The organism is Veillonella sp. T11011-6 (genome assembly GCF_002959755.1).
GTDB lineage: Bacteria > Bacillota > Negativicutes > Veillonellales > Veillonellaceae > Veillonella.
Map to the genome: position 1 here is coordinate 519587 of NZ_PPCW01000004.1, position 14497 is coordinate 534083.

Below are 14497 nucleotides of genomic sequence, written 5' to 3' on the forward strand. Positions count from 1 at the left end.
AAATCCACTATATATAGTAATTACGTAGTAATAAAGAGTATACAGTCATGCATTGCTGTTGCTATTGCTATTGCTATTGCTATTGCTATTGCTATTGCTAAGCAATTATACTCTAAATTCTACAGTTTCAGTATCATCTGTATGGTCTTGACCATCCATATAAGCAATGAGTCGTTCTAGTTCTGCTTCAGAGGAGAAGGCAATTTCTATCTTACCTTGTACCTTTTTACCAGCGCGGAACTTAATATTTACAGGGGATCCTAAGCTTAGTTTTAAACGATCCATAAGTGCTCGTACTTCTGCTGTACTTTGTGGTTTAGCAGTCTTTGCCTTTGGTGTTTTATTTTGCATAGACTTCACAAGAGCCTCTGCTTGACGGGCACTTAATTCGCCCTCTTTAATGCGTTCAGCAGCTTCAATTTGTTGTGCTGCACTACGCAACGCCAATAACGGGCGTGCTTGACCTACCGTTAAGTCACCTTCGATAAGGTCTTTTTGGACAGAATCACATAATTTCAACAAACGAACCATGTTTGCAATATAAGAACGACTGCGACCTAAACGAGCAGAAATCATTTCTTGTGTTTGTTTGTAAGTATCCATTAAACCTTGGTATGCCAAAGCTTCTTCAATTGGATCTAAGCCTTCACGTTGTAAATTTTCAACGAGGGCTACCTCTGTCATTTCTTCTGTATTATATTTCTTTACAACAACTGGTACTGTCTCTAGACCTGCAATAATAGCGGCACGGTAACGACGTTCACCAGCTACAATTTGGTATTTATTCTTTTGTTTACGTACTACAATTGGTTGGAAAATACCAAGATTTTTAATAGACTCAGCTAATGTGGCTAAACTATCTTCATCAAAGCTTTTACGAGGTTGATCTACATTTGGAACTAATTCGGAAATTGGTAATTCGTGAATTTCCTTTTCAGGTAACACAGACTCTACAGTGTCCACCTTCATTAAATTTCCAAGGCCCTTCCCCAAGCCAGATGATTTACTTTTCTTACTTTTAACTTCTCTAGGCATAACTAACCTCTCTCACCTTACATATAGTGGCTATATCAATCTATAACACTCAATTATTTAATAGCCAATGCATTAATTCTACTAATCTCATACATTTGTTTAACTAAACACTTAGCCATTTAGCTCTTTCAGCTATATATAACCATTTATTTAGCTTTTGATGCTTTGATTACTTCTTTAGCTAATTTAGTATATACGTCAGCACCCTTAGATTTTGGATCATATACGATAATTGGTTCACCATAACTTGGAGCTTCGCTAAGACGTACATTACGAGGAATAATAGTCTTATATACTTTATTGCCAAAGAATTTTTTCACTTCATCAGCAACCTGAATAGATAAATTTGTACGACCATCAAACATAGTTAACAAGACACCTTCAATTTCAAGTTCTTTATTAGATGTTTGTTGCACAATAGTTATGGTTTTTACAAGTTGACTAACCCCTTCTAATGCGTAGAATTCACTTTGAATTGGAATTAATACACTATCTGCTGCTGTGAAAGCATTTAATGTTAGTAAACCAAGGGATGGCGGACAATCAATGATAATAAAGTCGTACTCATCGCGTACCGGTGCTAATGCTTTTTTCAACATTGTTTCACGTGAAATAACGGAAACAAGTTCTACTTCAGCACCAGCCAATTGAATCGTTGCAGGCGCTACAAATAGCTTTTTAAGCATTGTAGGCTGAACAATATCAGCAATAGGTTCACCATCGATTAGAACATCATGTACACAGAGTTCTAAATCATCTTTTTCAATGCCTAAACCAGAACTAGCATTACCTTGTGGATCTAAATCAACAAGCAATACTTTCTTACCAGCATCAGCCAAACAAGCGCTCAAATTCACGGATGTTGTTGTTTTACCAACACCGCCTTTTTGATTAGTAATAGCTATAACTTTGCCCACTTAATTCACCTCACATGTTCGTTCAAAATATTTCTTTTTAATTATAACATAAAACAACGATAATTACGGTAATTACAAATCAAATTCCAGAAAAATATCTATAATTTCATCTATCATACACATTATTTCAAAAATTATATAGTTTATATCAGCAAATATATAGACCCAATGTGCTATATTTCCTTTAAATTATATAATTATATACCTTGATTGTTTCACGTGAAACAATTTACTTTTAATTTTTCAAAATATATTTGAGTAAAAACTTATCTATAAATGTTTCACGTGAAACATTTATAGATAATCAAAATTTTATAGTTACTCAAAACGTAAATTTATAGTTGTTCAATACATATTTTTAACATAAATTTTTTATAGTAAAAAAAACAGAGTTGGTATATAAATATATACCAACTTATAATTTTTACACATATTTTTTCACACAGTTTTATTTTGAAATAACTAAGCTAAAAAAATTACAACCCAACTAATCTAAAATATATAACTAACCTAAAAATTCAATCCGCTAATTGAAATAGTTAAGCTAATAAAAATAATTCAATTGTTTCACGTGAAACAATTAGAAATAAAACAGTAAGATCATGAAGCAAATATAATAGATATAATAGATATAATAGATATAATACTTAAAACAATTATATTTATAACTTTTAGGATTAAAATATATTTTGATATAGCTTTAAGTTATACCAATTTACTACTAAATTATATGAGAATACAGGCCCTATATGCTTTGACAGGCATTGGTGATATCTATATACTATTAAATAGATAGTAATTATATTTATAGGCATGAAAAAGATCATTATAAAGATTGATTTAATCTATAAACAATATACTAATATTAAGTACACGCTCTACGGATACGCAGAGCTTTTTATTTTGAAAAGGAGGCGTTTCCATGCCCATTTATAACGGAATGCTTCCTGCCATCGATAAAGCAGAAGTAAAACGATACGCAGGACTTCGTCATGCAGAGGATTTTCCTCAAAATTATGTAGACGAAGCATGTAAAGAAATCCAGTTATTAGCTACACCTAAAGGTGTATATCAAGAATATGATTATGATGCTGAAACAAAGACAATTTTGAGCAATCCACCGCTTAAAATCGAAGGTTCCATCATTGAAAAACATCTAGAAAAGTCTACAAAGGTCTATGTATTAGGCGTAACAGTAGGTGAAGATGTAGAAATTCGCAGTGAACAGTTATTTAAACAAGGTAATTACACTGTAGGTTTGTTACTTGATGCAGCGGCTACAACAGCAGTAGAACAAGTAGCAGATCAAGTAAACGAAGTTATCAATACAATTGCTAAAAAGCAAGGCTATAAACCAACATGGCGCTTTAGCCCTGGCTATGGTAACTGGCCATTAGAAATTCAACCACAACTAGCTAAAATCATCAAAACAGAGATGATTGGCTTACAAGTAACAGAGAATTATTTATTGTTCCCACGTAAGTCTGTAACAGCTATCATTGGTTTGATGCCAGCTAACGAAGACATCAAAACAAAACGTGGTTGCACATCTTGTTCTCAAAAGGATTGTGCATCTCGTAAACTACCAGAAAAGGCGACTGTAACGTCTAATAACGAAGGCGAAGAGGGCTGTAACAAAACAACAGCCGAAGCCTCTGGTATCGCTATGAAAGGCCAACCAACAGAATAATGTTTCACGTGAAACATTATAAAATTTAGGATGATAAAGGAAGATGTTTATGTATATATTTGACGGTGCTATGGGCACAATGCTTCAAGCTGCAGGCTTAGAAGAGGGCTATTGTCCAGAATTATTTAACGTAGAAAAACCAGAAGTAGTAAAGAATATTCACGCTCAATACTTACAACACGGCAGTGATGTTATCACAACAAATACATTCGGTGCTTGTGGTCTTAAATTAGAAGATTACGACTTACAAGATCGTGTAAGAGAAATTAATATTGCCGCTGTAAAGGTAGCAAAAGATGCTATTGCAGAGTTTAAACCATCTGCACGTGTAGCCGGTTCTATGGGTCCTACGGGTCGTTTCTTACAACCATTGGGCAACATGAGCTTTGACTCTATTTATGACACATACCGCGAACAAGCTGAAGCATTGATCGAAGGTGGCGTAGATTTCATCATCATTGAAACTATCATCGACGTACAAGAAATGCGCGCCGCTTTATTAGCATCTCTTGATGCTCGTGAAGCAGCAGGAAAGACAAAAGAAGATGTACAAATCATCTGTCAATTTTCTTTCAGTGAAGACGGTCGTACTATTACAGGTACACCACCAGCAGTTGCAACTACTATCGTAGAGGCTATGGGTGCTGATATTATTGGTATTAACTGTTCCCTTGGACCTGAACAAATCACACCTCTTATTGAGGAAATTGCAAGCGTAACAAACTTGCCAATTATCTGCCAACCAAATGCAGGCATGCCTCAATTAATCAATAAACAAACTGTATTCCCACTTACAGCAGAAGAAATGGGTCCATTGATGCTTCCAATCGTAGATGCAGGTGCAAGCTATGTAGGCGGCTGCTGTGGTACAACACCAGCTCATATTCAAGCAATTTCTGACGCTGTAAAAGCACATACACCTAAGGAACGTGCTCACGTAGAACCTAAAACAATCATTACTAGCCGTACTAAATTGTTAGAATTAGGTCACAATACAAAACCTCTTATCATTGGTGAACGTATCAATCCTACAGGCCGTAAAGTTCTTGCTCAAGAGTTACGCGATGGCTCTTTCATCCGCGTAAAACGAGACGCTTTGGACCAAGTAGAAGCGGGTGCAGACATCCTCGACGTAAACATGGGTGTAGCTGGTATGGACCAAACTCCATTGATGGAACGTGCTATCTTCGAATTATCCATGCTCGTTGAAACTCCATTGTCTATCGACACATTGGACCCAGTAGCTATGGAAGTAGCTCTTAAAAACTACCCAGGCCGCGCTCTTATCAACTCCGTAAACGGGGAAGAGGAGTCCATCACTCACGTTATGCCATTGGCTAAACGTTATGGTGCAGCTTTACTTTGCTTGCCAATCTGCAGTGGTGATTTACCTGAAAAAGCAGAGGACCGCGTTGCTTTAGCTGAAAGCATCGTAAATCGTGCTTATGGTTATGGTCTTCAACCACATGACTTATTACTTGACCCATTGGTATTAACACTTGCTAGCGGTGAAGATAGTGCACGCCAAACATTGCGTACATTACAGTTATACAAAGAGAAATTTGGCTTCCCAACAGTAATGGGCTTGTCTAACATCTCCTTCGGTATGCCACAACGTCCTTACTTGAATGGCCAATTCTTAACAATGGCTTTGGCATGTGGCTTAACAACACCAATTATGAACCCATTAAACTATCCAGCTAAAAAAGCGTTCGTATCTAGTACAACATTATTAGGCTGGGACCCAGGTTCTGCAGAATTCATTAAAGAATACGGCTATGAAGACGAAACAAGTGCTCCTGGTAACGCTGCTCCAAAAGGTCCTGAAAAGAAATCCTTCGACAGCAACGATCCATTAGCAAATATCCGTGCTTGCGTAGAACAAGGCGAAAAAGAAGCCATTGTTGATCTTGTGAAAAAAGCGTTAGCTGATGGCATGGACCCATTAGATATTACGAAAAAAGGCTTATCTGAAGCGATGAACGTAGTAGGGGATAAGTTCGGTTCTGGTAAATTATTCTTACCACAAGTAATGCTCGCTGCTGAAACAATGCAAGCTGCTTTCAACACTATTAAAGAAATCATTCCTGCTAGTGAAAGCTTAGATAAAGGTACAGTCGTTGTTGCTACTGTTAAAGGCGATATCCACGATTTAGGTAAAAACATCGTAGCAGCCTTGCTTGAAAACAATGGTTACAAAATCGTCGACCTCGGCAAGGACGTTGACCCAGAAGTTATCGTTCAAGCGATTAAAGACAATAAGGCGGCTCTCGTTGGTATTTGTTCCTTGATGACTACAACAATGCCTCAAATCGACAATACTATCGCTGCTATCCGCGCTGCAGGCCTTAACACTAAGGTCATGGTTGGTGGTGCCGTAGTATCTCAAGACTACGCAGACCAAGCGGGCGCAGATATCTATGCTAAAGATGGTATCGCTGCCGTTAACCACGCAAATGATTATTTTGAAACATTAGAAAAATAATTTCTAATTAACATGACACAAAACAAGGTGAAAGCTCATCTTAAAAACTTATTTTGATGGTGAAAACCACTTAAAAGATTAAACCAGATAAGCTTTCACCATATGTATAGATCAAGAGGTACATGATGACATTAAGAGAGAAACATCAACAAGGGAAATTCACCATCACCGTTGAATTAGACCCACCAAAGAGTAGTTCTGCTCAAAAAGTATTTGACCAAGCAGCACGTTTAAAAGGTAAGGTAGATGCTATTAACATCGCTGACAGCCCTATGTCCAAAATGCGTATGAGCCCAATTTCCTTGTCTTATTTGTTACAACACAATAAAGATATCGAAACTATCTTCCACCTTACATGCCGCGATCGTAATATCATCGGCTTACAATCCGAATTACTTGGCGCTGCAGCACTTGGCGTAAATAATATCTTAACCCTTACTGGTGACAAACCAGATAATGGGGACCATCCATTTGCACAATCCGTATTTGAAGTAGACTGCATGGGCTTACTTAACATCGCTAAAACTTTGAATTCTGGCAAAGACTTGGCAGGTAATGACTTAGACGAGCCTACAAACTTCTACATCGGTGCTACTGGTAACCCTGGTGCGCCAGATTTAGAAATTGAACGTCAAAAATTGGCTGCTAAAATTAAAAATGGTGCGCATTTCGTACAAACACAACCAATTTACGATTTAGAACAAGCAAAACGCTACATCGATAAAATGTCTGAGTTCGATGTGCCTATTATGCTCGGTTTAATTCCACTTAAAAGCTTCAAAATGGCCACATATCTACACGAAAAAGTGCCTGGGATCAACCTTACACAAGAAATCCTAGACCGCGTAGAAAAGGGCGGTAAAGAAGCGGGTACAGAAATCGCTATCGAAACATTGGAACAAATCAAAAAAATCGCTGCAGGCGTACATATTATGCCTTTAAACGATATCGATACAACATTACATATCATTGATCACGTATAAGTCATTGTGAGATTATCATAGAACACCCTTCCCATGGACTCCATAGTAATCCTAAGTCGTCCTTAGGGAAAGGTGTTTATTTTATTTAATAAGCCTAGAGAAAAAGAAAAAGGATGCAAATCATAGATTTGCATCCTTTATTCATACATTAGATTAATGGCTTATCTTTAATTTCTTTTGGTTTACGTGGGTATTGTTTAGGTGTTTTACCTGTTTTCTTAATGTACAAGATAGCTCGTTTATCATCCAAGGTTGGAAGTGTAACAGTGCGTACTTCTTCAATCTTAGCTTTTAGTGTGCTAAGGGCTTTATTAGATTCGCCCACTTCTTCTTCGTAGATGGCGCCTTTTAGAGCAATTACGTAGCCACCTTCTTTTACATATGGTACGGTCCATTCTAACAGAATAGGTAATCTTGCTACCGCACGGCTCGTAGCGACATCGAAGCTTTCACGGTAATCTTGATGACTAAGATCCTCTGCACGGCCATGTAAAGTCGTACAGTTCGTCAATTGTAGCTCATCAATAACGGTTTCAAGAAAGGTAAGACGTTTTTTTAAAGAGTCAAACAGAGTAACCTTGAGGCTACGGTCGTAAATAGCCAAAGGAATACCTGGGAAACCAGCGCCAGTACCAACATCGATGATGGACATACCAGATTTGATGATATGTGGGTCATAGCAGGAGAGGGAATCGATCATATGTTTCACCACAACCTCTTTCATGTCTGTAATACCCGTGAGGTTCAGATATTTATTTGTTTCAATCATGCGCGCATAATACACGTAAAAGTCTTTTGCTTGATCTTCCGTACAAGGCAAACCAAATTCGCTCATTTGCTCCATCATATATGAAACAAATTCAGACTCAGGCGCAATAGGCACATCGTATTTTTCTTTCATAAGTGCTCCTAATGAATTATCCAATATTTATATGATAGTGAAAGTAATCGACACATAGTTAGAAAATCTCATGTCATATGGTAGATCATATAAACAAATCCAGATAATTAATAATATAATAAGTTATAAGAATAGTATTTCTTATTTCAAAGGCTATAAAACTCAAAAATTTGCGTTCTACGCCGTTTTTAATCTATTTTATATAAGTTATATATGAAAACTAATAAAATGACCATACAAGCGAAATATTTAAGTCATTTTTCTTTATATTATAGCATATTCTCAATTAATTCTCATTTAAATAGATATATTTTCTAAAAACACCATCTAAACATAGGATAGAAGAAGTATTAATCAATCATTATCATTTAAATAACAATATTGAGAAATCGGTCCATCTTTTTTCAATTTCATCATTCATCTTTTCAGCAACTACATTTCACTGTTTATTTCTAATTTATCACCATGAACTTTTCTTCACTTACAAAATATTTTGTCTATTCTGAATGTACACTCAATGTATTCTCCTGGTGTACATATTTTAATTATAGAATACTATATGTTTTATAAATATTCATATAAATATACAAATATTTACTTATATAGAATTCTTTTACATCTATAAAAAATAAAACTTGCGAATAAACTTATTTATGGATACACTACCATTAATAGGGAGGTGGTACCCATGAAACAAAAATTTATGTGGATATTATTTAAAATGGGCCTATCATTATTTACTCCAGACTATATGAGCAAAGGTCGCGAAATCGATGAGCATCAAGAAAGAGAAGTCTTATAACTAAAAAAGCTAGTTAATCACAAGATTAACTAGCTTTTTGTATGTAATTAATAAAAAAGTAGATTTATTTTATTATACTTTTACCTTATTAGTAATAGATTACTTCTCTTGGAACGTCTAACTCTTTATAAATATCGTTATCTGTATAATTAGTATCATTTAAATTTACGTTATTATTAGATATTTTTTTATATTGTATATCATCAATAACAATTGTTTTATCATCATTTAATGTAAATTGTCTAAATTGTCTATCGAACTCTTTTAATGTTTTAGCATCTACATAAAAGTCAGAGTTTGTATAATAATATCTATCTAAATTTTTATTGTATCTTTGTTTAGTAAATCTAATTTCGATAGCAGGTTTATTTTCAAAGAATGTGTCTTTTTCTTTAATCATTAAATAATATTTCTTACCATCTTCTTTTGTCTCTTTACCGTGATCCACTAAAATATATTCACCAGTCAAATCTTCAGCAGTTATACTTCCACAACCAGCAAATACTATAGCTGTAGCGATAAGTGACATTATAATAAATATTAATTTAGTTACTCTCTTCATAAAATTTTTCTCCTCTTCAAACTATATTTGTATTTTTACATTATTAAAAATTATTTGCTTCGATTGTATTGTTCTAGTTGGATCAACAGCACAGATACGTCCGCAGGGGATACGCCAGAGATACGGCTTGCTTGGCCGATGGAGTGAGGGCGGATTTTATTGAGCTTTTGTTGAGCTTCAAGAGAAATGCCCTTAATTTGTGTATAGTCCCATTCTTTTGGAAGAATTTTTTCTTCTAGTTTGCGAACCTTATCGACTTGGTCCATTTGCTTTTTAATATAACCTTCGTAAGTAATGGAGATATCAACAGCTTCTTCTACGTCAGGTGTATAGCGTTTTAAACCAAATGCATCGGCTACGATAGCATAGGAGAGTTCGTTACGTTTTACTAAATCGTAGGCATGAATACCTGTTCTAATAGGTGCTGTACCTAAACTTTCAAGCAAAGCTTGTGTTTCCTTGGATGGATTTACAGGTGTATTTCGCAACATATCCATCGCTTCTTCGATAGCAGCTTTCTTAGCTGTAAATTTAGCCCAACGATCGTCTTTTACAAGACCGATAACACGACCTTTTTCAGTGAGACGCATATCTGCATTATCTTGGCGAAGTAATAGACGGTATTCGCTGCGGCTCGTCATCATACGGTACGGTTCATTTGTACCTTTTGTTACGAGATCATCGATGAGAACACCAATGTATGCTTCGGAGCGAACAAGGATGAACGGTTCTTTACCTTCAAGCCACAATGCTGCATTAATACCAGCCATGAGACCTTGAGCAGCCGCTTCTTCATAGCCAGATGTACCATTCGCTTGACCAGCAGAATAGAGGCCTTCAATATGTTTTACTTGAAGAGCTGGTGTCAATTGTGTTGGGTTCAAGCAATCGTATTCAATAGCATATGCTGGACGCATGATTTCTACATTTTCTAAACCAGGAATAGTACGAAGAAACGCGTATTGTACGTCCATAGGAAGGGATGTACTCATACCTTGTACGTACATTTCATTTGTGCCTGTACCTTCTGGTTCTACGAATAATTGATGGCGTTCTTTATCGGCAAAGCGCACTACTTTATCTTCGATAGAAGGGCAGTAACGAGGGCCTACACCTTCAATTTTACCGCTATACATTGGAGCACGGTGAATATTGCTTGTAATAATTTCATGCGTCTCTTTGTTAGTATAGGTCAACCAACATACGTCTTCGTTGCGGTTGATCCATTCATCCATGAAGGAGAAGGAGTGATGATGTGTATCACCTTCTTGAACCTCCATATTTTCAAGGTTAAGAGTACGTTTATCTACACGAGCTGGCGTACCAGTCTTAAAGCGCATCAACTCAATGCCATTGTCGAGCAAGGATTGAGAAAAATGTTCCGCTACGCGTTGACCATTTGGGCCACCTACGTAGTCGATGTCGCCGATGAGGATTTTACCCTTCAAATAGGTACCTGTACAAAGAACGACAGCTTTAGCACCATAGAATTCGCCAAGTTCTGTAACGATACCTGTTACCTTGCCGTCCTCAACCTTAAGCTCGGTCACCATGATTTGCTTAACATTGAGGTTTTCTGTATTTTCAATGGTTTGTTTCATCAAATGTTGGTATTTGATTTTATCGGATTGGCAGCGCAATGAATGAACGGCAGGGCCTTTACCCATATTGAGCATACGCATTTGAATAGCCGTAGCATCTGCGTTGATACCCATTTGACCGCCTAAAGCGTCAAGCTCATAAACAAGATGGCTTTTACCAGGACCACCAACGGCAGGGTTACATGGCATAAGCGCAATATTATCTAAACTGATGGTCGCCATCAACGTACGATGACCCATGCGGGCAGCGGCGAGGGCCGCCTCACAACCAGCATGACCACCACCGATGACGATGACATCATAATTATCTACTGTGTACATATCAATTGAATTCCTTATATTTGTTACTTATCTTATTGTGAAAGTTTTCTCAGAGCACAGTTCCTCACTGTGACTTTTCTTTGGGTTATTTACCAAGGCAGAAACGGCTAAATAGTTCGTCGATCATGGATTCACGGATGGTATCACCCGTGATGTCGCCTAGTAGTTCCCAGGCGCTGCGCAGGTCGGTTGCTACAAAGTCTACTGGCATGCCCATGTCGATGGAGGAGAGGGCTTGTTCGACTTGAGCCTTCGCTTGTTCCATGAGGCTGATGTGGCGCACGTTACTGATCATAGCGCTGTTATCTTGTTTTACGCGACCGCCGTAGACGAGTTCTTGCACCCATTTAGAGAGAACTGCAGAGCCTTCGCCTTCTTTAGCACTGATGCGCTCGATAGCCGTAAAGGTTCCGTGTTCTTTAATATTTTCGTCTGTAACGACTTGTGCCATATCGGACTTATTAAGGAGTACGATGGTGTTCAAACCGCTCACAGAGGTCAAAATTTCGATTTCTTCAGGGGTTAATGGAGTAGACCCATCGATAACGCAGAGCACGATGTCTGCTTTGTTGATATAATCGCGAGCACGTTCAACGCCAAGGGCTTCTACCGTGTCTTGTGTGTCACGGATACCTGCTGTATCGATGAGGCGCAAGGAAATGCCTTCAACGGTCATATATTCTTCAATACTATCCCGTGTCGTACCAGGAATATCTGTTACGATAGCGCGATTTTCACGCAAGAGAGCGTTCATCAAGCTCGATTTACCTGCATTTGGACGGCCTACGATAACCGTTGTAATACCGTCCCGAATGAGGCGGCCTGTATTCGCTGTGGATAAGAGATCATCCATAGCTTTCAAAATAGGCTGCAATTGATCACGAACCTCTTGGCTCGTTACGTCCTCAATATCCTCTTCAGGATAGTCGATGGTTACCTCTAAATGGGCAATCATAGCGATGAGCTGTTCACGCACATCTTTCACAAAGGACGAAACGGTCCCATCTAGCTGAGATACAGCGAGAGAGAGGGAGTCCTCCGTTTTTGCTTCAATAATATCAATGATCGCCTCTGCTTGAGTAAGGTCGATGCGTCCGTTCATAAAGGCGCGCTTCGTAAATTCGCCGGCCTCAGCCATGCGCACATCGTGGTTTACGAGCAATTTCAGAATTTGTCGAACCGGCACAATACCGCCGTGACACTGAATTTCCACTACATCCTCTGCCGTGTAGGAATGAGGGCCTTTCATTAATAATACAAGAACCTCGTCAATGGTCTTGTTCGTTGCGGGATCCACAATGGTCCCATATTGTATCGTTCTATTTTGGCGGTCCATCAAAGGAACAGTGCCAGCGCTCTTGAACAGGCTATTTACAATAGGAAAACTATCCTTGCCGCTGACCCGAATAATACCAACCCCGCCGATACCGGGCGGCGTCGCAATGGCCGCTATTGTATCATCTATATACATACATATCTCCGTATTTCGATTATCTAATATTTGATTTTGTATATGTTCTTCGCCTGTGAAAGTTAAACTAAACTAATCTTTGCATGCGAAGATTAACTTAGGTTAGCTTTCACCATAACCTAAAGAATAAAGAGGACAGCCCTCAAGCAACCGATAATCTCAGTTACTTGAAAGCTGCACCACTATATTTTATTTTTTGTACGTAATCACAACGTGACGGAACGGTTCGTCCCCTTCACTGTTAGTAACAACGTTTTTATCGCCTTGAAGGGCAGTGTGAATGATTTTACGTTCAAAAGCATTCATTGGTTCTAAAGAAACCTTTTGACGGTTGCGTTTCACCTTAGAAGCCAAGCGTTTCGCGAGATTTACCAATGTTTCTTCTCGGCGAGAACGATAGTTTTCCACATCTACAACGATATGGCAGTGGCCAGATACATCCTTGTGAGCCACGAGATTAGTTAAGTATTGAATAGCATCCAATGTTTGACCATGTTTGCCAATCAAAATACCCAAATCTTCGCCGTGTACTTGGAATGTAATCTTATCTTTGGTCATCATTTTTTCGATAACCACAGTGAGGCCCATTTGAGTAAACATATCATCGAGGAATTGTTTACCTTTTTCAGCGATTTCTTGTTGATCTTCTTTTGAAAGTTCCTTTTTAGAAGGTTTTTCTACAACATCACCTTCAGTAGAATCAACTAATGTGTCTTCTACTTCTGTTTCAGTTGTTGCCACCGGTTCGGAAGCAACAGCTACAGATTGTTCTTCTACATGAGCTACTTCTTCTTGAGTAGCAGTTTTAGCTACAGATGTGAAGAATAAGCGAACAACTGCTGGTTTACGACCAATGCCCAAGAAGCCATTAGAAGGTTGTTCCAAGACTTTAGTTTCTACCAATTCTTGGCCTTCTGCAGCCAATTGAGCTACGCCTTTGGCAATGGCATCTTCAATGGTTTTAGCAGATACATCGATAAATTCCATAATTGCCTCCTACTTAGCGTTCAAATTTTTGTAAATGAAGTGCTGTTGAATCAATTGGAATACGTTAGATACTACCCAGTAGATAACGAGACCAGATGGGAAGCTCAAAGAGATGTAACCAATGAATAAAGGCATAAAGATTGTCATAATCTTTTGTTGTTGTGCAGCTGCACCAGTTGCACCATTGCTAGTTTGACGAGACATAACCCATGTGGATAATGCACTCAAAACTGGCAAGATGTACATTGGATCTGGTTCGCCAAGGCTAGGCAACCACAAGAATTGTACAAAGTTTGGATCGTAAGGGTAGTCTTTCAACGCCCAGTAAATTGCGATCAAGAATGGCATTTGCACCAATAGAGGCAAACAACCAGCCAATGGATTAACGCCCATTTCTTTGTACAATGCACCCATTTCCGCTTGAAGTTTTGCAGGATCGTTTTTGTATTTATCTTGCAATTGTTTCATGCGAGGCTGCAATTCTTGCATAGCCTTCATGGATTTAATTTGCTTAACAGTAAGTGGTGCCAAAATCGCTTTAATGAAGATTGTTAAAAGGATAATAGCCACACCGTAGCTTGGATAACCTACCATTTGAGTCAATTGGAACGCGTACGTTACCAATGTGCTCATCAAGTCAACGATAGGTTGGAAAATACCACTTAAAAAGTCCATTGTTTCTCCTTTTTCTTACAGTCCGAAACCGTCCTTTGCGCATCTATATATCGTTATGGTATGGTCT

11 protein-coding genes are annotated in these 14497 nt (G+C 38.0%); 3 read left to right on the forward strand and 8 right to left on the reverse strand.

What is annotated here, in order from left to right; genetic code table 11:
* Window positions 1–105: 105 nt before the first annotated feature.
* Together VRHSUH10_RS07100 and VRHSUH10_RS07105 are read right to left on the reverse strand one after the other, a co-directional pair.
* On the reverse strand, window positions 106–1035 hold the full coding sequence (locus VRHSUH10_RS07100; protein WP_105089983.1) for a ParB/RepB/Spo0J family partition protein: 930 nt from the start codon (window positions 1033–1035) through the stop codon (window positions 106–108).
* Between the two features lie 146 nt (window positions 1036–1181).
* Window positions 1182–1952 (reverse strand): ParA family protein, encoded by a 771-nt coding sequence (locus VRHSUH10_RS07105; protein ID WP_105089984.1) that lies wholly within the window; start codon window positions 1950–1952, stop codon window positions 1182–1184.
* Between the two features lie 922 nt (window positions 1953–2874).
* Between VRHSUH10_RS07105 and VRHSUH10_RS07110 the strand changes: the two genes are divergently transcribed.
* From VRHSUH10_RS07110 to VRHSUH10_RS07120, 3 genes are all read left to right on the forward strand, one after another.
* Complete coding sequence (locus VRHSUH10_RS07110) at window positions 2875–3642, forward strand: methionine synthase (RefSeq protein ID WP_060924860.1); 768 nt, start codon at window positions 2875–2877, stop codon at window positions 3640–3642.
* 49 nt (window positions 3643–3691) lie between these two features.
* A complete protein-coding gene (locus VRHSUH10_RS07115; protein ID WP_105089985.1) occupies window positions 3692–6127 on the forward strand; it encodes a homocysteine S-methyltransferase family protein in 2436 nt (811 codons plus the stop codon).
* Window positions 6128–6252: 125 nt separating this feature from the next.
* Window positions 6253–7110 (forward strand): methylenetetrahydrofolate reductase, encoded by an 858-nt coding sequence (locus VRHSUH10_RS07120; protein ID WP_024063815.1) that lies wholly within the window; start codon window positions 6253–6255, stop codon window positions 7108–7110.
* A gap of 148 nt (window positions 7111–7258) precedes the next feature.
* On the opposite strand, the gene rsmG is transcribed toward VRHSUH10_RS07120, so the two are convergent.
* The 6 genes from rsmG to VRHSUH10_RS07150 form a co-directional block, all read right to left on the reverse strand.
* A complete protein-coding gene (gene rsmG, locus VRHSUH10_RS07125) occupies window positions 7259–8011 on the reverse strand; it encodes a 16S rRNA (guanine(527)-N(7))-methyltransferase RsmG (protein ID WP_105089986.1) in 753 nt (250 codons plus the stop codon).
* A gap of 890 nt (window positions 8012–8901) precedes the next feature.
* Window positions 8902–9375: a hypothetical protein gene (locus VRHSUH10_RS07130; RefSeq protein WP_105089987.1), complete on the reverse strand. Its 474-nt coding sequence runs from the start codon at window positions 9373–9375 to the stop codon at window positions 8902–8904.
* Window positions 9376–9425: 50 nt separating this feature from the next.
* A complete protein-coding gene (gene mnmG / locus VRHSUH10_RS07135; protein WP_105089988.1) occupies window positions 9426–11297 on the reverse strand; it encodes a tRNA uridine-5-carboxymethylaminomethyl(34) synthesis enzyme MnmG in 1872 nt (623 codons plus the stop codon).
* 85 nt (window positions 11298–11382) lie between these two features.
* Complete coding sequence (mnmE, locus tag VRHSUH10_RS07140; protein WP_105089989.1) at window positions 11383–12768, reverse strand: tRNA uridine-5-carboxymethylaminomethyl(34) synthesis GTPase MnmE; 1386 nt, start codon at window positions 12766–12768, stop codon at window positions 11383–11385.
* 189 nt (window positions 12769–12957) lie between these two features.
* Window positions 12958–13755, reverse strand: coding sequence for an RNA-binding cell elongation regulator Jag/EloR (gene jag, locus VRHSUH10_RS07145; protein WP_105089990.1), 798 nt, complete (start codon window positions 13753–13755; stop codon window positions 12958–12960).
* A 9-nt stretch (window positions 13756–13764) separates the two neighbouring features.
* Window positions 13765–14430 (reverse strand): YidC/Oxa1 family membrane protein insertase, encoded by a 666-nt coding sequence (locus VRHSUH10_RS07150; protein WP_105089991.1) that lies wholly within the window; start codon window positions 14428–14430, stop codon window positions 13765–13767.
* Between the last annotated feature and the right edge of the window lie 67 nt (window positions 14431–14497).

Excerpts from the sequence above, each read along its gene's own strand:
- mnmG (WP_105089988.1), bottom strand. The coding sequence starts at position 11,297 with ATGTACACAGTAGATAATTATGATGTCATCGTCATCGGTGGTGGTCAT.
- VRHSUH10_RS07150 (WP_105089991.1), bottom strand. The coding sequence starts at position 14,430 with ATGGACTTTTTAAGTGGTATTTTCCAACCTATCGTTGACTTGATGAGC.
- jag (WP_105089990.1), bottom strand. The coding sequence starts at position 13,755 with ATGGAATTTATCGATGTATCTGCTAAAACCATTGAAGATGCCATTGCC.
- rsmG (WP_105089986.1), bottom strand. The coding sequence starts at position 8,011 with ATGAAAGAAAAATACGATGTGCCTATTGCGCCTGAGTCTGAATTTGTT.
- VRHSUH10_RS07130 (WP_105089987.1), bottom strand. The coding sequence starts at position 9,375 with ATGAAGAGAGTAACTAAATTAATATTTATTATAATGTCACTTATCGCT.
- mnmE (WP_105089989.1), bottom strand. The coding sequence starts at position 12,768 with ATGTATATAGATGATACAATAGCGGCCATTGCGACGCCGCCCGGTATC.
- VRHSUH10_RS07120 (WP_024063815.1), top strand. The coding sequence starts at position 6,253 with ATGACATTAAGAGAGAAACATCAACAAGGGAAATTCACCATCACCGTT.
- VRHSUH10_RS07110 (WP_060924860.1), top strand. The coding sequence starts at position 2,875 with ATGCCCATTTATAACGGAATGCTTCCTGCCATCGATAAAGCAGAAGTA.
- VRHSUH10_RS07100 (WP_105089983.1), bottom strand. The coding sequence starts at position 1,035 with ATGCCTAGAGAAGTTAAAAGTAAGAAAAGTAAATCATCTGGCTTGGGG.
- VRHSUH10_RS07115 (WP_105089985.1), top strand. The coding sequence starts at position 3,692 with ATGTATATATTTGACGGTGCTATGGGCACAATGCTTCAAGCTGCAGGC.